The following is a 21,264-nucleotide window of genomic DNA, read 5'->3' as shown; positions in this document are numbered from 1 at the left end:
AGCGCGTCCGCGCAACTCTCAGACGATCGTTTTTCGTGGTGTCCATTCATTGATTCCATGCAAAAGAATAACTCCCGCGACCGCAGCCACAGGGTGCCGTACACCCTGACGGGTGCACAACTCGACCTAAGGTGCCGACCTGCGCGTACATGCCCGATCGCCTCGTTGGTCAGCAGTTCTACACATCAGCGCTTCTGCCCGCAGCACATAGCCAAATAATCCAGAATAATCGACAGCCTTGACAGCAGACCTGCCTATGCCAACCTTTCCTCCATATGATGCAGTATTGCGATTGTATACCGGGAATTCCACAACCTTGCTTCCCTACCTACCGAGCTCGACTCAGCTTTCGAGTAGTGCATAATCGAGGCCCTGAACCCGCTATGTGATTGTTGCCCTCACGATGTCTAGCGTCGCGGCATGACGACGCACGGGACCCGGACGGCTCCGGCGGGCACAGGGGCGACGAACAGTTCCCGCTCGTCCCTGCCGCTGTGGCTGCCGGCCCTCTTCCTCCTGGCATTCTCCTTCGGCACCGACGACCTGATCATCGCAGGCATCCTCCCGGACATCTCCCGGGACCTGGATGTCTCGGTCGCGACGGGCGGCCGGCTCGTGACCGTGTTCGCGCTGACGTTCGCGCTGGGGGCGCCGGTCGCCGCCTTCCTGACGGCCCGGCTGCCCCGGCGGCGGGTGCTCATCGGGGCGGCCGCCGTGTTCGTCCCCGCCAACGTCGGGGCGGCCCTGTCCCCGGCGTACGGCCCGCTGCCGGTGGCTCGGATCATCTCAGGGCCGGCCGCCGCGACAGCCTCCCCCGCCGCCTTCGCCATCGCGGCCACGGCCGCACCCGAAGGGCGTCAAGGTGAGGGGCCCCGCGTTCTCCGGACAGCTTCCTGGCGATCACTAACTCGTCGGTGAAGGTGGGCGGCAGCCGTACGTCGACGATGGCGACGTCCGGCGTGTGGGTGACCAGGGCGCGCAGCATCGAGGGCCGTTGTCCACCGCCTCGATCACGTCGAAGCCGTGGACCGTGAGTATCTGCGCCATGCCCTCCCGCAGCAGCGCGAGGTCTTCGGCGATCACAACACGCACGGCAACTCCATGGTCACTAGGGTCGGTCCGCCCATCGGGCTGCTGATGTCCAGCGCCCCGCCGAATGCGGCGGGCCTGCGCTGCAGCCCGCGCAGGCCGCTGCCGCCCTCGGGGTCGGCGCCACCTCGGCCGTTGTCGCCCTTTGGTTGCTCATTGTTTGCTCGCGGGCACGGATCGGGCAATGAACGTCCAGAACATGGTCATGGTGGCGGCAGCGGAGTGCGTCTCGCCATCCGGGTCAGGCGGGCAGGGAGGCCAGCCAGCCGGTCAGGATCTCGTTGACGTCCTCGCGGCGCTCCTGCTGGATCCAGTGGCCGCAGCCGTCGAGTATGCACGAGGAGACCAGGCCCGGAAGGGTGGCGGGGTATGCCGCGATGGCGTCGGCCATCCACGCGGTGGAGGCGTCCAGCGCGCCGCCGATGAACAGCGACGGCTGAGTGATGGGGGCGCCGTCGAAGTCGGCGAGGTCCTCCCAGTCCCGGTCCATGTTCCGGTAGCGGTTGAGCGCCCCGGTCAGGCCGGTTCGCTCGAACTCCGCAGCGTAGACATCGAGATCGTCCTCGCTGAGCCAGGCGGGCAGCCGACCGGAGGGGAACCGGTCGCGCAGCCTCCCGCCCCTGGATACGAAGTGCGGGTCCGGGGAGCCGGTGGGCGGCATGGTGTCGGCGGACAGGGCGGCGTAGATGCCGGCGAGCCAGCCGCGGACGTCCGGTTCGATCTCGGCCTCGGCCCGGCCGGGTTCCTGGAAGTAACTGACGTAGAACTCCTCCTCGCCGCCCATCCGCGCGAATACCTCGCTGGGCCGCGGCCCTCCGCGTGGGGCATACGGCACGCTCAGCAACCCGACCGCGCGGAAGACGTCGGGCCGGACGAGGGCGGAGTTCGCGGCGATGGTCGCGCCCCAGTCGTGGCCCACGATCACCGCCGTCTGCTCACCCAGGGCATGTACGACGGCGACGTTGTCCTCGACCAGCTCCAGCATCCGGTACGCGGCCACGTCCTCAGGCTTGGAGGAGCGGCCATAGCCCCGAACATCGACGGCGACCGCCCGGAAGCCGGCCGCGGCCAGCGCCGGCAACTGGTGGCGCCAGGAGTACCAGGACTCGGGGAACCCGTGCACCAGCAGCACCAGCGGCCCGAAGCCCTGCTCCACCAGGTGGATGCGACCAGCAGAAGACGAGACCAGGCGATGTGTGACCTCGGCGGCGGGACCGGACTGCGACATCTATCCCCCAAAGCTTGTGATCCTCATGCGCCGGGTGCGAAACACAGTCGTCGCGCCGGCCCATGGTCCTTGGGGCTATCATCCGCTGTGCGGTGAAGCCGCCGTGAATCGCTTTGCCACTCCGGCAAACCCGTTCTGGGAGATGGTGACGCCGCCAGACCGCTGGCCGACTGGCCCGCGCCCACTACCGATGTGGGCGGCCAGCCTGGAGGAGGCATTCACCGGTCACATCACTGGAAGGTGCGGCGGTAGACCTGGGGGCTGACGCCGGCTATCCGCTTGAACCTGTCGCGGAAGGCGGTGGGAGAGCCGAACCCGACCTGCAGGGCGATGCGCTCGATGGAGTGCCCGGTCGTTTCGAGGAGATGCTGAGCCTGGCGGACGCGGGCGCGATGGAGCCACTGCAGCGGAGTCGTGCCGGTCTGCTCGCGGAACCGGCGCATCAGGGTGCGCGTGCTCATGCCGGCATGCTCCGCGATGTCGTCGAGGGTCAGTTCACGACCGGCATTGTCCTCCATCCAGCGCAGGACCGGCTCCATGACCGATCCCTGGGGAGTGGGCGGCTGGTCGTGGACGATGAACTGCGCCTGGCCGCCCTCACGTTCCAGGGGCATCACGGACAGCCGGGCGGCATGGGCCGCGACGGCGGAGCCGTAGTCGCGGCGGATCATGTGCGGGCACAGGTCCAGTCCGGCGGCGGCGCCCGCGGAGGTGAGGATCTGCCCGTTGTCGACGTAAAGCACATCGGGGTCGACGTCGATGTCGGGATAGGACTCGGCGAGACGGACCGCGGCCAGCCAGTGGGTGGTGGCGCGCAGGCCGTCCAGCCCCCAGGGTGCCCGCAGGGTGAACAGCCCGGCGTCGACCGGGGACTCGGCGGCGCAGCCGCGCACCCGGTACCCCGGCCGCCCGCTCGGGAGACGGGTACGACTCTTCGCAGTTCAGCCGTACACGTGCGTTCGTGGGCGGTATCAGAGGCCGTTGGCGATAATCCGGTGAAAGTTGGCATTCCTGCCACTGGCTGCCTAGAGGGGCCACTGACTAGCGTCGGCGCCGGCTCCCATAAGGGACCGCCAGATCCGCAATAGAACGGAAGGCCCGATTGCACGCCCAAGTTGTCCTCTTCGATGGATTCGATCCGCTCGACGTCATCGCCCCGTTCGAGGTCCTCTATGCGGGCGGTGCCGCGTCAGGTGGCGCCCTGACCGTCGAACTCGCCTCCGCGGAAGGCCCCCGCGAGGTGCCCAGCGGTACGGGTGGCCTCACGCTCAGAGCGACCGCCCGGCTCGATCCCGGAAAGGCCGACCTCATCCTCGTCCCCGGCGCATCCGGACGCGTCACCGAGACTGGCGACGAGGACGGCGACCACGATGGTGGCACACATGGTGGCGAGGAATCTGGCGATGGCGGCACTCCCGGGGCCGCTGGGGACGAGAGCATCCCAGTGCTGCTCGGGCGCACTCTGCGAACCGACCTGCCCCGCCTACTCAAGGACGCCATGGATCGGCCCGACCTGACCGTGGCGACCGTCTGCGGCGGTTCCCTCATCCTAGCCATGGCCGGGCTGATCGAGGGCCGGCATGCCACCACCCACCACTTGGGCATGGACCTCCTCGACGCCACCGGCGCCGTCAGCGTGCCGGCGCGTGTCGTGGACGACGGCGACCTCGTGACCGGCGCGGGCGTCACCTCCGGCCTGGATCTCGCCCTCTACCTGCTCGAACGCGAGCTCGGCCCGCGCATCGCGCACGCCGTGGAGCAGTTGTTCGCCTACGAGCGCCGTGGCGTCGTCTGGCGCGAGCACGGACCGGCTCCCGCCGCACTCTGACGCCTGAGCCCCTTCCACCCGAACCCGAAACGAAGTCAGGAGTCTCGCATGCCCGTCGAAGGAACCTGGGATCTCAACGTCCGCACCCCGATCGGCACGATGGAGGCCGTCCTGGACCTGCATGTCCAGGAGGGCACCCTGTACGGCACGGCCATGGGGGCCGGAGAGGCGGTGGAACTCAGGGACATGGCCCTCGACGGCGACCGTCTCACCTGGATGCAGTCCATCACCACGCCCCTGCGCCTGAACCTCGCCTTCGATGTGACCGTCGACGGCGACAGCATGACCGGCACGTCGAAAGCCGGCCGCCTGCCGTCCTCGAAGGTCACCGGCCGCCGTCGGCAGGCCTGACACCCGGAGCCCGGCGTAACGGCGATCTGGAACTGACGACTGCGGCGCGCCGCTCCATCACCCGGTCCTGAGGTTCTTGTTGTATTCCTCGACCAGCTTGAAGAACTCGGATTCCGAGTCGGCGAACTTCGTGATGCCCTTCTCCGGATCGGTCAGCACGAACCACAGCCAGCGGCCGACGGCCGGGTTCAGGGCCGCCTCGATGGCGTCCGCGCCCGGGTTGCCGATGGGGCCGGGCGGCAGGCCGAGACGCGCGAAGGTGTTGTACGGCGACCTGCTCCTGAGATCCTCGTTCGAGGCCTTGATAGCGAACTTGTTCAGGCCGTACAGGACCGTGCTGTCCAACTGCAGCTTCATCTCGGGCGTGCGGTTCAGCCGGTTGTAGATGACCCGCGCGACCTTGGGCATGTCGTGCTTGTCGTGCGACTCGGCCTGCACGATGCTGGCGATGGTCATGATCTCCCGTGGCGTACGGCCGACACGCTTGGCGCCTTCCACCAGGTTGGTGTCCTCGGCGACGCTCCTGAAGCGTGTCACCATCGCGGCGAGGATCTCCTCCGGGCTCGACGTGGGCGAGACCTCATAGGTCGCGGGGTGGGCGAATCCTTCCAGCGCGCCCTTGGCGTAGGCGGGAAGGCCGAGCGCTTCACCGTCCTTGGCGGCCCGCTCGAACTCCTTCAGCGGCTTGCCGGTGGCGGTCGACAGATCCTTCAAGACCTGGGAGAGCCGCAGTCCTTCGTTCACCGTCACGGTGATCCGGGTCTCCGCACGCGTCTCGCCGGAGCCCTGCCCCGCGAGAACCCCGGGGGCCGCCGTCCGGGAGGACAGGCCCTGGACCGCGAACGTGGATCCGACCGCCATCACGGCGACGGCTGCCGCCGCCGCCAGCGCGAGGCCGCGGCGACGGGATCGGCTCCCGTTGACGTGGAGGAACCGGCCGGGCGGGGGTGGCTGCTCCTCATGAGCCATGTCGGAAAGAGTCTCGCGCAGCAGATCCTCGATGTTCATCCGAACTCCCTTACGGTGCTCAGTTCAGGCGCCGCCTTCTTCAGGCGCTCCAACGACCGGTAAATCTGGCTACGGACCGACCCCACCCTGAGGCCGAGCAGCCGGGCGATCTCGGTCTCGGACAGGTCTTCGAAATAGCGGAGCACGAGCATGGTCCGCTGCCGGGGTGTCAACCGGGCGAGAGCCGTACGCATCACCACGCGAAGGTCCACCATCTCGGCGTGCTCCCCGCCGATCTGGTCGGGCAGCCATCCGGTGGGCACTTCCGCGACGCGGGAACGGCGCCGCCACCAGCTCACCTGCTCGTGGTACATGACACGGCGGACGTAACCCTCGATGGACGCGGGATCCCGCAGGCCGCGCCACTTCGCGGCCGTCTTCGCCAACGCCGACTGCACCAGGTCCTCGGCGGCGTGCCGGTCACCGGTCAGCAAGTACGCGGTGCGGAACAGCGCCCCTGATCGATCGATGACGAATTCCCGGAAGTCCGCCTCGAATCCTGGATCCACCTGTCCTCCTCGGAGTGTCACCAAGCAAGGACGTGGCCAGGGCGTCGATCTATGCCGGCATGGCCGAACTGATCTGCATCAAGGGCCGCATGCCCTGGACTGCATCATCTACCTCCTCCACTTGCGGGCCTCAGCCTGAAACGACCTTTAAGGCGAAGGGCGCGGAGTGAGCTCTCGACGAGGACGCGGTTCTGGATCGGTGCCGCCCTCCCTGTCGACCACGGCCCAGGAGCGCCGGCCGGCAGAAGTTCCGGATCATGAGCAGGTAGAAGAGGCGGGGAGGCACAAGAACTGATCTTGCCTGACCCACCGTCTCAGATCGATCCGCAGGTCAAGCCCCCTGTGACGGCTTTGAAGCGGTACAGGCCGAACGGCTACCGCGACGTCCTGGGCTTCGTCACCCTCCTCCTCCAACGAGCCGGTTAATCCACGTTCGAGACGTCGCCCGCGACGACTACCAATCCGGTGAGCGAAATGTCTCGTACTTTGGGCTGATTGTGGGGGGTGGGGGCTCTCGTACCATGACTTCGTGCACGGCCTTATTCGCTCCGTGTGGCACGAGCCCCGTTCCCCCAACGCACCGCGGCGGGTGTGGCGAGACTGGGTGCTCGTGGGGGTGTTGCTGCCGGTCGCGCTGCTCGAAGGAGTGGTGCGGCCGGATATGCCCTCACGGGTCATTTCGGTGGGCCTCGCGGTCGGGCTGGTGCCCACCTTGTTGTGGCGCCGCACCCAGCCGCTGCTGATGGTCGTGATCGCGTTCGGCGTGTCGGGTGTGGCCCAGGTGCTGGCGGGTGGCGACTCGCCCGAGTCCAACACCATGATTTATCTGCTTCTCCTGCCCTATGCGCTGTTCCGGTGGGGCTCCGGGCGAGAGGCGATCATCGGATTGGGGATCATCCTCGTCAAAGCCACGTTCTCCGTGGTTGTGGACTATCCCGGTCCCGCCGACACCGCCGCCGCCTTCGCCGTCGTGTTCTCGGTGGTCGCCGTGGGAGCGGCGTTCCGGTACCGGACGAGGGCGCGGACGCGGGAGCTTGACCAGATCAAACTGCTCGAACGTGAGCAACTGGCCCGAGATCTGCATGACACCGTCGCCCATCACGTCTCGGCGATGGCGATCCGGGCGCAGGCAGGGTTGGCGACGGCGGCGTCGCGGCCGGACGCCGCCACCGAGGCGTTGCAGGTGATCGAGGCCGAGGCGGCCCAGGCGCTCGCCGAGATGCGCGCCATGGTTCACGTCCTCCGCCGGAACGCGCCCGCGGACCTGGCGCCTGGGCGGAGCATCGCCGATCTCTCCCAGCTCGAAAGCCCGGGACAATCCGGCCCGTCCATCCAGGTGGAGATCGAGGGCGACACCGTCGGCCTCTCCCCTTCCGTCGAGGCCGCGATCTACCGCCTCGCCCAGGAGTCGGTCACCAACGCCCGGCGCCACGCCCGGCACGCCACCCGCGTCCTGGTTCGGGTCAGCGCCGACGACACGTCGGTCCGTCTGTACGTGAACGATGACGGCGATCCGGTTCGCCCCGCGGGGACACCTGGCTACGGGATCACCGGCATGATCGAACGGGCCGACCTCCTCGGGGGGACCTGTGTGGCGGGCCCCGGTCCCGACCGGGGATGGAGTGTCACCGCCGTGCTGCCGCGTACCGGAGTGGCCAGGTGAGCATCCGGGTGCTGGTCGCCGATGACCAGGAGATCGTCCGTACCGGACTGGTGATGATCCTCAACGCGCAGCCGGGGATCGAGGTGGTCGGCGAGGCCGCCGACGGGCGGCGAGCGGTCGAACTCGCCCGGCGGTTTCGGCCGGATGTGTGCCTTTTCGACATCCGGATGCCGGTGCTCAACGGCATCGAGGCCACCCGGATGCTCGCCGGGCCCACCGTCGACGACCCACTCGCCGTCGTGGTCATCACCACCTTCGACCTCGACGAGTACGTCTACGCGGCGCTGCGCGCGGGAGCCCGGGGGTTCCTGCTGAAGAACGCCGGCGCCGAACTGCTCTCCCAGGCCGTTCACGCCGCGGCGGCCGGTGACGCCCTCATCGCTCCGAGCGTCACCGCCCGCCTGCTCACCGCCTTCGCGCACGCCGGGCCCGCCGCGCCGCCGGCCCGTCCCATCGAGGCGCTCACCGAGCGTGAGGAGCAGATTCTCCTCACGGTGGCCCGGGGGCGTACCAACAGTGAGATCGCTGACGAACTTCACATCTCACTCAGCACCGTCAAGACCCATATCGCCAGCCTGATGGCCAAGCTTGGCGCCCGGAACCGGGTGGAGATCGCCATGTGGGCGTACGAGACCCATCGGGTCAGGAACTAGGGTCTGCGGATGATCCACTCGGCCACGGCGAGGTTGATGATCCATCCGGCGGCCACGAGCAGGGCTCTGGGGATCTCGGTGAGGGGGCCGACGAGGAGCATCCAGGGAAGCTGGGTGAACGCCTGGGTGCCTGCGGCCGTGCCGATCGCGTAGGCGCGGATCATCCAGGCGCGGTGGCGGCGGAAATCTCTCCGCCGGATGGCGGCGAAGCCGAGCACGAGGGAGGCCGCCATCGCCGTGCCGAACACGAGCCGGAACACCGCGAGGAGATCGCCGTCGCCTTCCGGGCGAGGATAGAACACGGTCATCCACAGGCCGGAGAGTGCGGCGACAAGTCCGCACAAAACGAGAACCCGTCCTGCCATGCGGTGCCAGCCCGGCCTCCGACGACGGAATTTCTTCGCGAACTGGAAGGCGCCCACCATGCCGTAGAGCGACGCTCCGATGATGTGTAACACCACGGGTAGCGGTGTCGCGAAGAATCGCGCGTTAGCGGGGGTGACCGCCGCGTCACCCGCCAATTCCCCCAGACGCAGCGCACCGGCGACCACCGGAATCACGCTGAGCATGATCAGGCCGGCGGGCCCCATCCATCCGGGGACTTTGGCGTCCCGTCCGCCGGGCTGTACCTTTCGGGGTTTGGTGCCCCTCACACTGCTTTCGGTCATGAGGGGATCGTGGCTTCTTCGCCCATGTTCGCTCATCACACGAACGGCCCGATTCAGGTCAGCCGATCGTTCAGCGATCAGGCGTACTTTCGGCCGATTTGGTGGTCTGGCCGCGTTCCTTAGCCTTTTAACTGCCTCCGCACCCGCACTGACTCGCATAAGGAGATGGCGATGAAGGCGTTCGTCTCACGCTCGTACGGGCCACCCGATGTCCTGACGCTTACCGAAATCCCCGTCCCCGTTCCTCGCGACGACGAGGTCCTGGTCCGGGTACGTGCCAGCTCCGTCAATCCGTACGACTGGCATAACATGCGCGGCGAGCCGTACCTGGCCCGCCTGATGCCCGGCGGCCTCGCGCTCCGCACCCCCAAGATCACGATCCTGGGCGCCGACATCTCCGGCCAGGTCGAATCCGTCGGCAGAAACGTCACGGAATTCCGCCCCGGCGACGACGTCTTCGCCGTCATCAGCGGTGGCGGCTTCGCCGAATATGTCTGTGTCCGCGAATCCGACCTCGCCCCGAAGCCGGAGAACCTCTCGTACGAGGAGGCCGCCGCGGTTCCCATGGCCGCCAACACCGCGCTCCTCGCCCTGCGCGACGAGGGTCATATCCTGCCCGGCCAGCGTGTTCTCATCAACGGCGCGTCCGGTGGGGTCGGCACGTTCGCCGTGCAACTCGCCCGCGCCCTCGGCACCGAGGTCACCGGCGTCTGCAGCGCCCGGAACGTGGACCTGGTCCACTCCCTTGGCGCGACCAAGGTCATCGACTACACCACCCAGGACTTCACCCGCGAGACCCAGCGCTACGACCTGTTCCTGGACATCGCCGGAAGCCGACCGGTCTCCGTCGCCCGCCGCACCCTGCGCCCCAAGGGGGCCTACGTGGTGGTCGGCGGCCTGCCCGGTCGCTGGATACAACCCATGGGCCACGTGCTCTCCGCCCTGGCGGCATCCCGCTTCGCCGGCCAGCGGATATCGGTGGCAGACGCCCTCAAGTGCCCCAGCCCCAAAGAGAACCTGCGGACGTTGAGCGCGTTCCTGAACGACAAACGAGTGGTCCCGATCATCGACCGTCACTACCCCTTCGAAGAAATCCCCAGGGCGATCGGCTACCTGGAGGAGGGCCACACCCCCGGCAAGGTCGTCATCTCCGTCTGAGCGGCGCTTTGCGTGCCCTGCCGCGGCTTCTCGTTCGGTTGTTCCTTGTTTTTCGCGAGTACGCCCGCCGAGGGCCACCTTCGTCACCTGGGGTTGTCAGGCGAACTGCCGGGTCAACTGCTTGAAGGCCGTCAAGCCACGTCAGGCAAACAGGCGGAGCCGGGGAGTGCCGTTCGCGGCTCGGCTTCACGCCCGCCGGCGAGGTGCTTTCACACCACGGCGAGCCTTACGCGAACCAGATGATCGCCTGCCCATGCGTCCGGGTCCAGGCGAGCGGCGTCCCGTCCAGCGCGAGCACGTTGTGCAGCGCCGCCCCTGGCGGCTTCGGCAAGGCGTCATAGGGCAGTACGTCCGGGGCCTCGTTCGAGACCCAATGGCCGGGCAGCCCGCGTACCACCTCGGCGAACGCCTCTCTCCGAGGTATCGGCACCTGGTACAGCACGGAGGTATGGAACACCACCAGCGTCGCGTGGGCCGGCGCCTGTGCGGCCAATGCAGGAAGATCGTCCACCAGGTCGCCACGTACGAGCAGCGGCGGCTCGGCCGCGGCGACGGCCGCCGCGGCCCGCAACCGTGCGCGGCGGTACGCGTGCTCCGGCCAGATGAGGGCGTCGAGCCACGCGACGTCCGCGGGATCCGCCACATCCAGCGGGTTCAGATCCAAACCGGCCCGCCACACCACATCGGGTACGCGGGTCGGTGGCACCACCCCTGTCGCCGCGCACTCAAGGACCGGTTCGCCGGAGCCGATCACATGGTCGCCGTAGCGGTAGGCGTACCGGTCGGGGTAGAGGCACAGCCCGGCGGAGGCCCCGACCTCCAGCAACGCGAGCGGCTGCGGCAACGCGGCCAGCACCGGCAGCAGTACGGCACACCGCCCGGCCTCGTTCGTCTGCGTGGCCCTGGTGCCCATCTCCGCCTCGATCGCCGCCCAGTTCCCCACCGTGTAGTCGTGGAACGCGGCCGGATCCTCGACGGGGCCCGCGAGGAAGCGCACGACACCGAACAGCAGGTTCGGCTGCCGCTTGATCGGCGGGAGCGTGTCGAGCAGGGCGAGCACCTCGTCGTCCCGGGAGACCGCCAGCGCCAGGCGCTCGTAGGTCGGCGACGCTCCGCGCGCCTCGTACGCGGCGAACTGGGCGTACTTCGCGGCGGTCGTCATGCCCCAATGATCGCGCCCCGTCATCTCCCGCACCATGACGAGGCGGCGACATCAGACCCGTGCTCTGCGCGATCAGCCGTCCGGTCCGCCAGCCGAGGGCCATGAACCTCGGAGCCACGGTCTTATCCGAAAGCGACTCTCACTGACCGCCGGGGCCGGCCCCGATCCAGCCTGCCGCGCCCACGCAAGCCTCGTTGCCCTCGGGGTCGGCCAGCACCCAGTGCGACGGTGCGTAAGCGTCGGATACCAGGCGGCCGCCGGCGGCGATCGCCGCCGCTATCCGTGCCTCGGCCTGGTCGTATGGCACCCAGACGTCGATGTGGACCCGGTTGCGCTGCGGGCGTGGGGCGTCCATCTGCTGGAAGTAGAACGGCGCCCCACGGCGTTGCGGGTCGATCAGGTCTTCGGGGCTGTTCGCGCGGTCCTCATAGCCGAGCAGCGCACGCCAGAACGGCACCACGTCGGAACCGGCAAGGGCATCGATGGTGACCTGGACGGTCTGCACAGCCGACGGATCAGCAGGGATGTGCAGCGTGCGGGCCACTTCCGAGATCTGCCGGGCCAGCTCGACGTCCTGCTCGCTCAGCCCGTAGAAGTCCGCAATCGTGATCAGCCGTACGGTCACGCCTCCGTAGCGCAAGTCAACGTCAGGATGACCACTCCCTACGCCGGGCAGCGCGCTGATCGCCTGCACGAACGTGGCCCCGGCCGTGAACGACCCGGTACGGAAGTAGGCACACGCCCCCTCACCCAGCACACGCCAGTCCTCCAGGCCGTCGATCTCATGAAACTGCTGCGGCCTGATCCGGGGGATTTTGTCGTCAACGTCAGTCATCTGGGCAGCGTAGCCAGGCCCGGCAAGCTACGTTCCCTCAGGCTTCGGAACTACTACGGGAAGATCTCCGGTGAACGCTCTTCCTGGTGGATCGCCTGGTGGTTTCTCGGTACGGTCGCGGCGCGGCTGGTCATCGTCTGGCTCTACGACGGCGACGGCGGGAGCGTGTTGTCGGCGGTGGTCTTCCACGCCATGGTGAATGTCACGCAGTCGGTGCTGCCGGGCTTCACCTCGAACACACTCCTCGTCGCCTGCACCGCGCTGGTCACCACCGTGCTGGGCGTGGCACGGCTCACCATGACCCCGAGACGCTGTTCGCCGTCACCGTGACCGTGGGCGTTTCGAACTCAGAGAGTTCAGCGCGGGGTGATGGGGAGGAGATGTCAGGAGCTGCGCGGGGCCACCAGTCCGGATTCGTAGGCGAGGACCACGAGGTGGGCGCGGTCACGGGCATGGAGTTTGACCATGGCCCGGTTGATGTGGGTCTTCGCGGTCAGCGGGCTGATCACCATGCGGTCGGCGATCTGGTCGTTGGACAGGCCATGCGCGACCAGGACGACGGCTTCGCGTTCGCGGTTGGTCAGCGCCCTCAGCACCGTGTCGGCGCCCGGGTGAAGCGGCTGGGAGACGTAGCGGTCGATCAGCTTGCGCGTGATCGACGGTGCGAGGAGGGCGTCACCGCGTGCGGCCACGCGGACGGAGTGGAGGAGGTCCTCCGGCAGGATGTCCTTGACGAGGAACCCGGCGGCGCCGGCGCGCAGCGCGTTGAAGACGTACTCGTCGAGGCCGTAGTTGGTCAGGATGACGACGTGCACCCGGTCCAGGGCCGGGTCCGCGGCGATGCGCCGGGTCGCCTCGATGCCGTCGACGACCGGCATCTGGATGTCGATGAGCACGATGTCGGGCAGGTGCTGCTTGGCGAGGGCCAGGCCCTCCTTGCCGTCGGCTGCTTCGGCCACCACCTCGATGTCGTCTTCGAGGTCGAGGAGCGCGCGGAATCCGCTGCGAATGAGCGGCTGGTCGTCGACCAGCAGGACACGGATCATGGCGTTCGGTCCACTGGAAGCTCGGCTTGGACGGTGAAGCCGCCCTCGTCGCGGGGTTCGGCGCGCAGGCGGCCGCCGAGGGCGGTGACGCGTTCGTGCATCCCGAGCAGTCCGATGCCGGGCATCGGGGCCGTGCCCGGCGCGGCCTTGCCGTCGTCGTCGACGCGTATGGCGAGGGCGTCCGGACGGTAGTCGATCCGGACCGAGGCCGTGGTGGCGGCGGCGTGGCGGGCCACGTTGGTGAGCGACTCCTGAACGATGCGATAGGCGGTCCGGTCCACCGCGGCCGGCACGTCGCATCGTTGTCCTTCGAGTGTCAGCGTCGTGTCCAGCCCGCTCGTGCGTGCCCGTTCCACCAGTTCCGGTACGTGATCGAGGCCATGCGGCGGGGTCGTGTCGTCGTCGCGCAGCGCCTCCAGGGTCGCTCGCAGTTCCCGCATCGCCTCCCGACCGGCCTCCTGGATCGCCAGCAGAGCCTCCGGAACCTGCTCACCGCGCTTGCGGGCCACGTGGACGGCGACTTCGGCCTGCACCTTGATGACCGAGATCTGGTGAGTGAGCGAATCGTGCAGTTCCCGCGCGATGTGCAGCCGCTCCTCGTCGGCGCGGCGCCGCGCGGTCTCCTCCCGGGTGCGCTCGGCCTCGTCCGCCCGCCGCTCGGCCTGCCGCAGCGCTTCCCCTGCGGCACCCGCAGCGATCAGCCAGGCCACCTCCAGGGCGCCTCGGGCCCGCGCGAACGCCTCACCCGTGTCGTGTAGGCCCGAGGCCAGGGCCGCGAGCGGGAGAGCGGCCAGCAGGGTCACGCTCGCCGCCGCCGTGACGATGCGGTGTCCCGCCCGCACGGCGGCGTACACCGCGAAAAGGTACGCGACGGCAGGCACGTCGAAACCGGCCGCCTGGTAACCCACCGTGCACAGCCCGGTGACGGCCAGGACGGGAACCGGAGCGCGGCGGCGCGCGGCCAGCGCCAGGCCGCCAGATGTCAGTAGCGCGTAGCCGAGCAGGTCGAGGTTCGTGGCGGAGTGCTGCCCGGACAGCCCGGTGACCAGCAGCGTCGCCGCCACGCAGACGGCGATCGCCCAGTCTCTGACACCGGCCCGGACACCGGGCCGTCCTGTGCTCATGCGCGCACTTTAGCCGGATGCCTGCGCGGGCGACTCCTGCGCGCGGATGATCGGCCGGCTACCGCACACGCGGTACCTTCGCGGCTCCTGCGGCGTCCGCGGTAGCCGGCTGCGGCATCGGCGGCAGCGCGAATTGCCTGCGCCCGCCAGACGACCGGCGGTGGGTCAGGCGGACATGATCAGGCGACATTCACTCGCAGGAGGAGAAGGAGCACCTCATGCCAGTCCGATTTGTGCTTGCCGTGGCCGGAGCCGCCCTGATCAGTTTCGGGCTTGCCGCACCGGCGGCCGCGCACGTCTTGATCCAGCCGGACCCCGCCGCCAGTGCATACACCTTGACCGCCGGGCGTCTCTGGTCCTTGGTGGCCGCGCTGCTGGGACTGGCCGGTGCGGTCATCGGTGGGCTGGCTCTGGCCCGCTCCGCCGGTCGTAACGGCACCGGAAACGGGCGAAGGGGCGCCATCGTGGCCCTGGTGGCTGGGCTGGCCGGCGCGGTCATCGGCGGGCTGGTTGTGGCCGCCGCCGACGGTGGTCCCGGCACCGGCTACGGAATAGTCGGGGGCTTCGTGGCTCTGGCGGTTGGGCTGATCGCCATGGTCCTCGGCGGGCTGGCTCTGGCCCGCTCCCGCCGCACCGTCTGAGCCGTCACGCCGAGGCTGGCCGGTGACGGTCTGCGTGTGCCTTGCCGCAGATAACAGGGCCGCTTCACGCGCCACCCCTAAGGCGAGGCCGGGCCGCGGTCACGGTTACGCGAGCCGGCTGACAGGAACATTTGTTCAAGCCGCCGGCGCTCAGAACGGCGACAGTGGGCCCATGATTCCCTCCCCGAGGGTCGATAGCCCCGCAGGTTGGACGACGCCGTTCCGCGGTCTCCTGATAGGGAGCCGGACGTGAGAGGCGCGGGAAGCCGCCGAAAGCGCTACATCATCGCGTCAGCCATCCTCCTGGCAGCCGTCGAGCTGCTCCTGGCGAACGCGATCGTTGTGTCACCGCGACGTCGCGGGCAGTCGACGACTATCTGAACCAGCGCGCGCTCCCCGATCGACTGACGGTTCTCGGCAAGCCACTGCTGGTGATCTTCGGCACGGAAGACCGGAGATGGCGATCCTCGTCCGCCGCCGAATACCGCGCCATTCCGGGCGCGAGAGTCGAGTTGCTGCCCGACGTCGGACACTCACCGATGCTCGAGGATCCGCCGCGGACCGCCACACCCCTCCTGACCTTCACCGCGATCCACGCCGCGCAGGCGGACTGAACGAGACGATGAGCTCCACGGCCACGATCTACGGCTGCTGTACGAGGCTGAATCAGCTGTTCAGGAAGAGTTCCTGAAGGAGCGTGTGGCCCGGCATGGCCTGGGCCGGACGCACGCCCACCGCGAACATCTCCGGGTCGTCGAACACGGGTTCTCCACTGGGGCGGCGTGTGTACGGGACGCGCCCGTAATCCACGCCGTCGCTTTCGTCGAAGCTCATCCAGGTGATCGTTTCCTGCTCCCCTTCGCGTAGAGGGTGGTTGGACACGGCGCGGCTGTAGACGGTGTCAGGTGTGGTGACCCATACCAAAGGGACGGCGAAGACCCATCGCGTTGCCTGGATTTCCTGGGCTTTGGCGGCTGCTCGCGTCTCGAACGAGGTGGCGCCCCGCGGATCGCGGAGGTAGTCGTAGTCGCTGAGCACGAGCTTCCACTCTCCTTCGAGAGCGACGATCGCGGGGCAGTCCCGGGCGGCGATGTTCTTTTGGAGACGCTCGACCACCTCGAAGAGCAGTGCAGCCGTCTCGTCGTTCATCGTGTCCTCCGAAGCTTGCAGTCCCCAGAGCCTGCCGTGGCGCGGAGCAACCTCGGAGCTGGTCAGACTGTCTTGGCCAGGATGTGCCGGTCGAGAAACTCTCCAGGGCCCGGATGGAACCCGCCGGTTCTCCTCCACCGCGGCGTGTCGGACCCGCGCCGGAAGATGCCCACCTTCCGGCGCGGGCCGACGCCCGCAGGTCGCGCATGGGGACTGTCAGACTTCTTCCACGCTGCTCGGCTCACGCCGGGACAGGTCGATGCCGAGTTCTTCAGCGGCGCGGAACACGTCCTCGTCCGTGTCGCGCAGTTCGATTGACATGCCGTCGCTCGACAGGACCTCGACGTTGAGGCAGAGCGACTGCATTTCCTTGATGAGGACCTTGAACGACTCGGGGATGCCCGGCTCGGGGATGTTCTCGCCCTTGACGATGGCCTCGTAGACCTTCACGCGGCCGAGAACGTCGTCCGACTTGATCGTCAGCAGCTCCTGAAGCGCGTACGCGGCGCCGTAGGCCTCCAGCGCCCACACCTCCATCTCACCGAAGCGCTGCCCACCGAACTGGGCCTTACCGCCGAGCGGCTGCTGGGTGATCATGGAGTACGGGCCGGTCGAACGCGCGTGGATCTTGTCGTCGACCAGGTGGAGCAGCTTCAGGATGTAGATGTAGCCGACCGAGATCGGGTGCGGGAACGGCTCGCCGGAGCGGCCGTCGAACAGCCGCGCCTTCCCGCTGCGCTGCACCAGCCGATCCCCGTCCCGGTTGGGGACGGTGTTGTCCAGGAGCCCGATGATCTCTTCCTCGTGGGCGCCGTCGAAGACGGGTGTGGCCATGTTGGTGTGCGGCTCGACCTTGTCGAGGCCCTTGTCGCGCAGCCGCTCGGTCCAGGCCTCCTGGATGCCGGTGACGTCCCAGCCTCTGGCGGCGATCCACCCGAGGTGGGTCTCCAGCACCTGGCCGACGTTCATTCGGCCGGGCACGCCCAGCGGGTTGAGGATGATGTCGACCGGGGTGCCGTCCTCAAGGAACGGCATGTCCTCCACCGGGAGGATCTTGGAGATGACGCCCTTGTTGCCGTGACGGCCGGCCAGCTTGTCACCGTTGGTGATCTTTCGCTTCTGGGCCACGTACACGCGGACCAGCTCGTTGACCCCCGGCGGGAGCTCGTCGCCCTCCTCGCGGCTGAACACGCGGACGCCGATGACCTTGCCGGACTCGCCGTGCGGCACCTTCAGCGAGGTGTCGCGGACCTCACGGGCCTTCTCGCCGAAGATCGCGCGCAGCAGCCGCTCCTCCGGCGTCAGCTCGGTCTCACCCTTCGGGGTGACCTTGCCGACGAGGATGTCACCGGTCGTGACCTCGGCGCCGATGCGGATGATGCCGCGCTCGTCGAGGTCCGCCAGCACCTCCTCGGACACGTTGGGGATGTCCCGGGTGATCTCCTCGGGGCCGAGCTTGGTGTCGCGGGCGTCGAGCTCGTGTTCCTCGATGTGGATCGAGGAGAGCACGTCGTCCTGCACCAGACGCTGGGACAGGATGATCGCGTCCTCGTAGTTGTGGCCCTCCCACGGCATGAACGCCACCAGCAGGTTCTTGCCCAGCGCCATCTCGCCCTTGTCGGTGCAGGGACCGTCGGCGATGACCTGGTTCACCTCCACCCGGTCGCCCTCGGCCACGATGGGCTTCTGGTTGAACGAGGTGCCCTGGTTGGAGCGCTTGAACTTCGCCACCCGGTACGTCGTCCGCGTGCCGTCATCGTTCATGACCGTGATGTAGTCGGCGGAGACCTCCTCGACCACGCCCGCCTTCTCGGCGCTGATCATGTCGCCCGCGTCGGTCGCGGCGCGGTACTCCATACCGGTGCCGACCAGCGGCGCCTCGCTCTTGAGCAGCGGCACCGACTGGCGCATCATGTTCGCGCCCATCAACGCCCGGTTGGCGTCGTCGTGCTCGAGGAACGGGATCATCGCGGTGGCCACCGACACCATCTGGCGCGGCGACACGTCGATGTAGTCGACCTCCTCGGCACGGGCGAGCTCGGTCTCGCCGCCCTTGGTGCGGACCAGGACGCGCGACTCGGCGAACGACCCGTCAGGGTTGAACGCCGTGTTGGCCTGCGCCTTGACGTAACGGTCTTCCTCGTCGGCGGTCAGGTAGTCGATCTGGTCAGTCACCTTCCCGTCCACGACCTTGCGGTACGGCGTCTCGATGAAGCCGAAGGCGTTGAGCCGACCGTAGGAGGCCAGCGAGCCGATCAGGCCGATGTTCGGGCCTTCAGGGGTCTCGATCGGGCACATCCGGCCGTAGTGGGACGGGTGCACGTCGCGGACCTCGAAGCCGGCCCGCTCACGTGACAGACCGCCGGGGCCCAGCGCGTTCAGACGCCGCTTGTGCGTCAGACCGGCCAGCGGGTTGATCTGGTCCATGAACTGCGACAGCTGCGACGTACCGAAGAACTCCTTGATCGACGCCACGACCGGGCGGATGTTGATCAGGGTCTGCGGCGTGATCGCCTCGACGTCCTGCGTGGTCATGCGCTCGCGCACGACGCGCTCCATGCGGGCCAGGCCCAGGCGGACCTGGTTCTGGATGAGCTCGCCAACATTGCGCAGGCGGCGGTTGCCGAAGTGGTCGATGTCGTCCGTCTCGACGATCACCGACCCGTCGGGGCCCATGCTGTCCTCGCCGGCGTGCAGGCGCACGATGTACTCGATCGTGGCGACGATGTCCTCGTCGGTCAGCGTGCCCTGGGTGATGTCGGCGTCGACGCCGAGCTTCTTGTTGATCTTGTAACGCCCGACCTTCGCGAGGTCGTAACGCTTGGGATTGAAGTACAGGTTCTCCAGCAGCGTCTGCGCGGACTCCTTGGTCGGAGGCTCACCCGGACGCAGCTTGCGGTAGATGTCGAGCAGGGCGTCGTCCTGGCCGGAGGTGTGGTCCTTCTCCAGGGTCGCCCGCATCGACTCGTACCGGCCGAAACGCTCGAGGATCTGCTCGTTGGTCCATCCCAGTGCCTTGAGAAGCACGGTGACGGGCTGCTTGCGCTTGCGGTCGACGCGGACGCCGACGCTGTCGCGCTTGTCGATCTCGAATTCCAGCCAGGCACCCCGCGACGGGATCACCTTGCAGCCGAACAGGTCCTTGTCGGTGGCCTTGTCGACCGAACGGTCGAAGTAGACGCCCGGCGAACGGACGAGTTGGGAGACCACGACACGCTCGGTGCCGTTGATGATGAAAGTGCCCTTCGAGGTCATGAGCGGGAAGTCGCCCATGAACACCGTCTGACTCTTGATCTCACCGGTGGTGTTGTTGATGAACTCCGCCGTCACGAACATCGGGCCGGAGTAGGTCATGTCCTTGTCTTTGCACTCATCGACTGAGTACTTCGGCGGCTCGAACCGGTGGTCGCGGAACGACAGGGACATTGTCCGCGAGAAGTCCTCGATCGGACTGATCTCTTCAAAGATCTCTTCGAGGCCCGACTGGGCCGGGACGTCCTTGCGCCCGGCCCGGCGAGCCGCCTCGACCCGGGCCTTCCACTTCTCGTTTCCGAGCAGCCAGTCGAACGACTCGGTCTGCAGGGCCAGAAGATCTGGAACTTCGAGCGGCTCCTCGATGCGCGCGAAAGAGACGCGACGGGGACCAGCGGGTACGGCGGAGGCGCTGCGCGAGGCTGCCAACGGATGTCCTTCCGGAGAGCACGGATGGAACCAACTGCGCGCACGCCAAACGCCCCGGGCGAAATCCGAGGGCGTAAACAGACGGCACGAGGGAGCAGCGTAACGCAAATGACAAACGTATGTCCACGCGTACTTAAAGCGTCAACCTCAATGCCGGGTTTAGCTTCCCACAGCCTGAGTGGCCTCGTCAACTTCTTACGGTCGCGGTACGCGTCGACGTGTGCCGATCACAGCCGGGCGCGCAGGGGTCACCCGTGATCGCCGCGGCCTGATCAACTGGGGCCGCCGGGCCGGCGATCCAGCGGGACCTCAGCACGCCGCCGCCGTTCTGTGGAGCAGGGGTTCGGCGGCGGTACGCAGTTCGTCACTGAACGGCATGGGCCGCAGTGTGGCCGGGTCCAGATTGACGTTGACGCGATAGCCCTCGGCGTGCACCACCGCCCGGTCGGCCGACAGCACGCGGAAGCCGTAGACGCCGCTCGTGCGGCCCATGCGCTCGATCCAGAAGTGCACCAGCGGCTCGCCCGCCCCCGCGATGGGCACGTGGTAGGTCACCTTGAACTCGCGCACGGCCAGGAAAACGTCTTTGAAGGCCGACCGGGCCGGATCCGGCGCCCAGCCCAGGCGCTGCCAGTACGCGCCGATCGCCCGCTCGACCAGCAGGGCGTACCGGGAGTTGTGCAACAGGCCCATGGCGTCGAGATCATCGAAATGCACCTGGACCGGTTCGTGCACGCCGTCTTCAGTCATGATCAATCCTCCGGGAGAAGTGTCGGGTCGGGGCAGAGCGTGCGCAGGCGTTGCAGCACTGCGCGGCGGGAGTGGACGAGGGAGGCCGGCCCGTCGTGCAGCCGGGAGTGGATGATCACCATCTCCCCGAGCGCGTCGATCTCGTACGCGAGCTGGGCCGCATCCACGCTCTCGGCCAGCTCGCCCAGCGCCATGGCCTGTGCCACCTGCCGCCGGATGAACTTCTGCCACTCGCGCAGGGCGCGCGCGACGCGATCGCGCACCGCGCCGGGACGGTCGTCGAACTCGGCCTGGACGGCGAAGAAGAAGCACCCGCCGGGGAGCACGCCCTCGCTGTAGAACCTCAGCCGCGCCTCGTGTAGCGCGAACAGCCGTCGCACCCCGGCCGGCGCCTGCATAGCGGGCGCCACCACCCGCTCGGCCCACTGGCGGCCGGCCCAGTCCACGGCGTCGAGCTGTAGTTGCTCCTTGTCACGCCAATGGGCGAAAAATCCGGACTTGCTGGTGCCGGTCGCCGTCGCCAGCCGTCCCAGGGAGAGTCCGTCCAGCCCTTCGACGGAGGCCAGGCCCACTGCCTGCTCGAGGATCGCCTCGCGGCTGCGCAACCCGCGCAGCCGCCGACCGTCTTGTGTCATGGGGACAAACTACATTAACGACCGATCGTTTGTATATCTGAGATATGCGGGCAGCCCGAGCGCGCCCTCGTACGGGTTTCGTCGCG

21 protein-coding genes and 2 pseudogenes are annotated in these 21,264 nt (G+C 68.0%); 9 read left to right on the top strand and 14 right to left on the bottom strand.

Going from position 1 to position 21,264, the window contains the following annotated elements; translation table 11 throughout:
* Positions 1-420: 420 nt before the first annotated feature.
* A complete protein-coding gene (locus AB0I59_RS35655; RefSeq protein ID WP_358140056.1) occupies positions 421-918 on the top strand; it encodes an MFS transporter in 498 nt (165 codons plus the stop codon).
* Here AB0I59_RS35655 and AB0I59_RS35650 read toward each other — a convergent pair.
* The 3 genes and pseudogenes from AB0I59_RS35650 to AB0I59_RS35635 all read right to left on the bottom strand — a co-directional run.
* A pseudogene (locus tag AB0I59_RS35650) lies at positions 908-1,092 on the bottom strand (response regulator transcription factor); the annotation flags it as partial. The gene AB0I59_RS35655 and the pseudogene AB0I59_RS35650 overlap by 11 nt on opposite strands.
* A 238-nt stretch (positions 1,093-1,330) precedes the next feature.
* Entirely contained in the window at positions 1,331-2,317 is a 987-nt protein-coding gene (locus AB0I59_RS35640) for an alpha/beta fold hydrolase (protein WP_358140052.1), read from the bottom strand.
* Between the two features lie 230 nt (positions 2,318-2,547).
* Positions 2,548-3,210 carry a GlxA family transcriptional regulator gene (locus AB0I59_RS35635; protein WP_358140049.1) on the bottom strand — a complete coding sequence of 221 codons (663 nt, stop codon included), beginning with the start codon at positions 3,208-3,210 and terminating at the stop codon, positions 2,548-2,550.
* A gap of 209 nt (positions 3,211-3,419) precedes the next feature.
* Between AB0I59_RS35635 and AB0I59_RS35630 the strand changes: the two genes are divergently transcribed.
* Together AB0I59_RS35630 and AB0I59_RS35625 are read left to right on the top strand one after the other, a co-directional pair.
* Complete coding sequence (locus AB0I59_RS35630; protein WP_358140046.1) at positions 3,420-4,145, top strand: DJ-1/PfpI family protein; 726 nt, start codon at positions 3,420-3,422, stop codon at positions 4,143-4,145.
* Positions 4,146-4,193: 48 nt separating this feature from the next.
* Positions 4,194-4,496, top strand: coding sequence for a hypothetical protein (locus AB0I59_RS35625; protein WP_358140043.1), 303 nt, complete (start codon positions 4,194-4,196; stop codon positions 4,494-4,496).
* A gap of 57 nt (positions 4,497-4,553) precedes the next feature.
* Here the strand turns inward: AB0I59_RS35625 and mltG are convergent, their stop codons facing one another.
* Together mltG and AB0I59_RS35615 are read right to left on the bottom strand one after the other, a co-directional pair.
* Positions 4,554-5,504 carry an endolytic transglycosylase MltG gene (gene mltG / locus AB0I59_RS35620; RefSeq protein WP_358140041.1) on the bottom strand — a complete coding sequence of 317 codons (951 nt, stop codon included), beginning with the start codon at positions 5,502-5,504 and terminating at the stop codon, positions 4,554-4,556.
* The gene (locus AB0I59_RS35615) at positions 5,501-6,013 is read right to left on the bottom strand and encodes a SigE family RNA polymerase sigma factor (RefSeq protein ID WP_061261675.1); all 513 of its coding nucleotides are present in this window, start codon (positions 6,011-6,013) and stop codon (positions 5,501-5,503) included. The genes mltG and AB0I59_RS35615 overlap by 4 nt, the downstream gene beginning before the upstream one ends.
* Before the next feature lie 529 nt (positions 6,014-6,542).
* On the opposite strand from AB0I59_RS35615, the gene AB0I59_RS35610 reads away from it, so the two are divergent.
* Both AB0I59_RS35610 and AB0I59_RS35605 read left to right on the top strand, forming a co-directional pair.
* On the top strand, positions 6,543-7,676 hold the full coding sequence (locus AB0I59_RS35610; RefSeq protein ID WP_358140037.1) for a sensor histidine kinase: 1,134 nt from the start codon (positions 6,543-6,545) through the stop codon (positions 7,674-7,676).
* Complete coding sequence (locus tag AB0I59_RS35605) at positions 7,673-8,329, top strand: response regulator transcription factor (protein WP_061261677.1); 657 nt, start codon at positions 7,673-7,675, stop codon at positions 8,327-8,329. The genes AB0I59_RS35610 and AB0I59_RS35605 overlap by 4 nt, the downstream gene beginning before the upstream one ends.
* On the opposite strand, the gene AB0I59_RS35600 is transcribed toward AB0I59_RS35605, so the two are convergent.
* Complete coding sequence (locus AB0I59_RS35600) at positions 8,326-8,997, bottom strand: DUF2306 domain-containing protein (protein ID WP_082777458.1); 672 nt, start codon at positions 8,995-8,997, stop codon at positions 8,326-8,328. The two genes, AB0I59_RS35605 and AB0I59_RS35600, sit on opposite strands and share 4 nt — an antisense overlap.
* A gap of 171 nt (positions 8,998-9,168) precedes the next feature.
* Here AB0I59_RS35600 and AB0I59_RS35595 point away from each other — a divergent pair, with 171 nt between their 5' ends.
* Positions 9,169-10,155, top strand: a complete 987-nt coding sequence (locus tag AB0I59_RS35595) for an NAD(P)-dependent alcohol dehydrogenase (RefSeq protein WP_061259910.1) — start codon at positions 9,169-9,171, stop codon at positions 10,153-10,155.
* Between the two features lie 226 nt (positions 10,156-10,381).
* On the opposite strand, the gene AB0I59_RS35590 is transcribed toward AB0I59_RS35595, so the two are convergent.
* Together AB0I59_RS35590 and AB0I59_RS35585 are read right to left on the bottom strand one after the other, a co-directional pair.
* Positions 10,382-11,317, bottom strand: a complete 936-nt coding sequence (locus AB0I59_RS35590) for a DUF2332 domain-containing protein (protein ID WP_061259909.1) — start codon at positions 11,315-11,317, stop codon at positions 10,382-10,384.
* A gap of 139 nt (positions 11,318-11,456) precedes the next feature.
* Complete coding sequence (locus AB0I59_RS35585; RefSeq protein WP_061259908.1) at positions 11,457-12,152, bottom strand: 4a-hydroxytetrahydrobiopterin dehydratase; 696 nt, start codon at positions 12,150-12,152, stop codon at positions 11,457-11,459.
* On the opposite strand from AB0I59_RS35585, the gene AB0I59_RS35580 reads away from it, so the two are divergent.
* The gene (locus AB0I59_RS35580; protein WP_061259907.1) at positions 12,102-12,482 is read left to right on the top strand and encodes a hypothetical protein; all 381 of its coding nucleotides are present in this window, start codon (positions 12,102-12,104) and stop codon (positions 12,480-12,482) included. The genes AB0I59_RS35585 and AB0I59_RS35580 overlap by 51 nt on opposite strands.
* A gap of 53 nt (positions 12,483-12,535) precedes the next feature.
* On the opposite strand, the gene AB0I59_RS35575 is transcribed toward AB0I59_RS35580, so the two are convergent.
* Positions 12,536-13,198: a response regulator gene (locus AB0I59_RS35575; RefSeq protein WP_061259906.1), complete on the bottom strand. Its 663-nt coding sequence runs from the start codon at positions 13,196-13,198 to the stop codon at positions 12,536-12,538.
* Positions 13,195-14,322 (bottom strand): sensor histidine kinase, encoded by a 1,128-nt coding sequence (locus AB0I59_RS35570; RefSeq protein ID WP_061259905.1) that lies wholly within the window; start codon positions 14,320-14,322, stop codon positions 13,195-13,197. Before AB0I59_RS35570 ends, AB0I59_RS35575 begins: the two co-directional genes overlap by 4 nt.
* Before the next feature lie 218 nt (positions 14,323-14,540).
* Between AB0I59_RS35570 and AB0I59_RS35565 the strand changes: the two genes are divergently transcribed.
* Positions 14,541-14,963 (top strand): DUF6223 family protein, encoded by a 423-nt coding sequence (locus tag AB0I59_RS35565; protein ID WP_358140028.1) that lies wholly within the window; start codon positions 14,541-14,543, stop codon positions 14,961-14,963.
* A 335-nt stretch (positions 14,964-15,298) separates the two neighbouring features.
* Positions 15,299-15,577, top strand: a pseudogene (locus AB0I59_RS35560) (alpha/beta fold hydrolase); the annotation flags it as partial.
* A 52-nt stretch (positions 15,578-15,629) separates the two neighbouring features.
* Here the strand turns inward: AB0I59_RS35560 and AB0I59_RS35555 are convergent.
* The 4 genes from AB0I59_RS35555 to AB0I59_RS35540 all read right to left on the bottom strand — a co-directional run bounded on the left by AB0I59_RS35555 (position 15,630) and on the right by AB0I59_RS35540 (position 21,178).
* Positions 15,630-16,112, bottom strand: a complete 483-nt coding sequence (locus AB0I59_RS35555; protein WP_358140025.1) for a hypothetical protein — start codon at positions 16,110-16,112, stop codon at positions 15,630-15,632.
* 216 nt (positions 16,113-16,328) lie between these two features.
* Positions 16,329-19,793, bottom strand: a complete 3,465-nt coding sequence (gene rpoB, locus AB0I59_RS35550; RefSeq protein ID WP_358140022.1) for a DNA-directed RNA polymerase subunit beta — start codon at positions 19,791-19,793, stop codon at positions 16,329-16,331.
* 309 nt (positions 19,794-20,102) lie between these two features.
* On the bottom strand, positions 20,103-20,543 hold the full coding sequence (locus tag AB0I59_RS35545; RefSeq protein WP_061259900.1) for an acyl-CoA thioesterase: 441 nt from the start codon (positions 20,541-20,543) through the stop codon (positions 20,103-20,105).
* 2 nt (positions 20,544-20,545) lie between these two features.
* The gene (locus tag AB0I59_RS35540) at positions 20,546-21,178 is read right to left on the bottom strand and encodes a TetR/AcrR family transcriptional regulator (RefSeq protein WP_358140019.1); all 633 of its coding nucleotides are present in this window, start codon (positions 21,176-21,178) and stop codon (positions 20,546-20,548) included.
* Between the last annotated feature and the right edge of the window lie 86 nt (positions 21,179-21,264).

It is taken from the genome of Microtetraspora glauca (assembly GCF_040656155.1).
Taxonomy (GTDB): Bacteria; Actinomycetota; Actinomycetes; order Streptosporangiales; family Streptosporangiaceae; genus Microtetraspora; species Microtetraspora glauca.
This window is presented reverse-complemented; position numbering and strand designations above follow the sequence as displayed.

Excerpts from the sequence above, each read along its gene's own strand:
- AB0I59_RS35655 (WP_358140056.1), top strand. The coding sequence starts at position 421 with ATGACGACGCACGGGACCCGGACGGCTCCGGCGGGCACAGGGGCGACG.
- AB0I59_RS35640 (WP_358140052.1), bottom strand. The coding sequence starts at position 2,317 with ATGTCGCAGTCCGGTCCCGCCGCCGAGGTCACACATCGCCTGGTCTCG.
- AB0I59_RS35625 (WP_358140043.1), top strand. The coding sequence starts at position 4,194 with ATGCCCGTCGAAGGAACCTGGGATCTCAACGTCCGCACCCCGATCGGC.
- mltG (WP_358140041.1), bottom strand. The coding sequence starts at position 5,504 with ATGAACATCGAGGATCTGCTGCGCGAGACTCTTTCCGACATGGCTCAT.
- AB0I59_RS35600 (WP_082777458.1), bottom strand. The coding sequence starts at position 8,997 with ATGACCGAAAGCAGTGTGAGGGGCACCAAACCCCGAAAGGTACAGCCC.
- AB0I59_RS35595 (WP_061259910.1), top strand. The coding sequence starts at position 9,169 with ATGAAGGCGTTCGTCTCACGCTCGTACGGGCCACCCGATGTCCTGACG.
- AB0I59_RS35590 (WP_061259909.1), bottom strand. The coding sequence starts at position 11,317 with ATGACGACCGCCGCGAAGTACGCCCAGTTCGCCGCGTACGAGGCGCGC.
- AB0I59_RS35580 (WP_061259907.1), top strand. The coding sequence starts at position 12,102 with ATGAAACTGCTGCGGCCTGATCCGGGGGATTTTGTCGTCAACGTCAGT.
- AB0I59_RS35585 (WP_061259908.1), bottom strand. The coding sequence starts at position 12,152 with ATGACTGACGTTGACGACAAAATCCCCCGGATCAGGCCGCAGCAGTTT.
- AB0I59_RS35575 (WP_061259906.1), bottom strand. The coding sequence starts at position 13,198 with ATGATCCGTGTCCTGCTGGTCGACGACCAGCCGCTCATTCGCAGCGGA.
- AB0I59_RS35570 (WP_061259905.1), bottom strand. The coding sequence starts at position 14,322 with ATGAGCACAGGACGGCCCGGTGTCCGGGCCGGTGTCAGAGACTGGGCG.
- AB0I59_RS35565 (WP_358140028.1), top strand. The coding sequence starts at position 14,541 with ATGCCAGTCCGATTTGTGCTTGCCGTGGCCGGAGCCGCCCTGATCAGT.
- AB0I59_RS35555 (WP_358140025.1), bottom strand. The coding sequence starts at position 16,112 with ATGAACGACGAGACGGCTGCACTGCTCTTCGAGGTGGTCGAGCGTCTC.
- AB0I59_RS35545 (WP_061259900.1), bottom strand. The coding sequence starts at position 20,543 with ATGACTGAAGACGGCGTGCACGAACCGGTCCAGGTGCATTTCGATGAT.
- AB0I59_RS35540 (WP_358140019.1), bottom strand. The coding sequence starts at position 21,178 with ATGACACAAGACGGTCGGCGGCTGCGCGGGTTGCGCAGCCGCGAGGCG.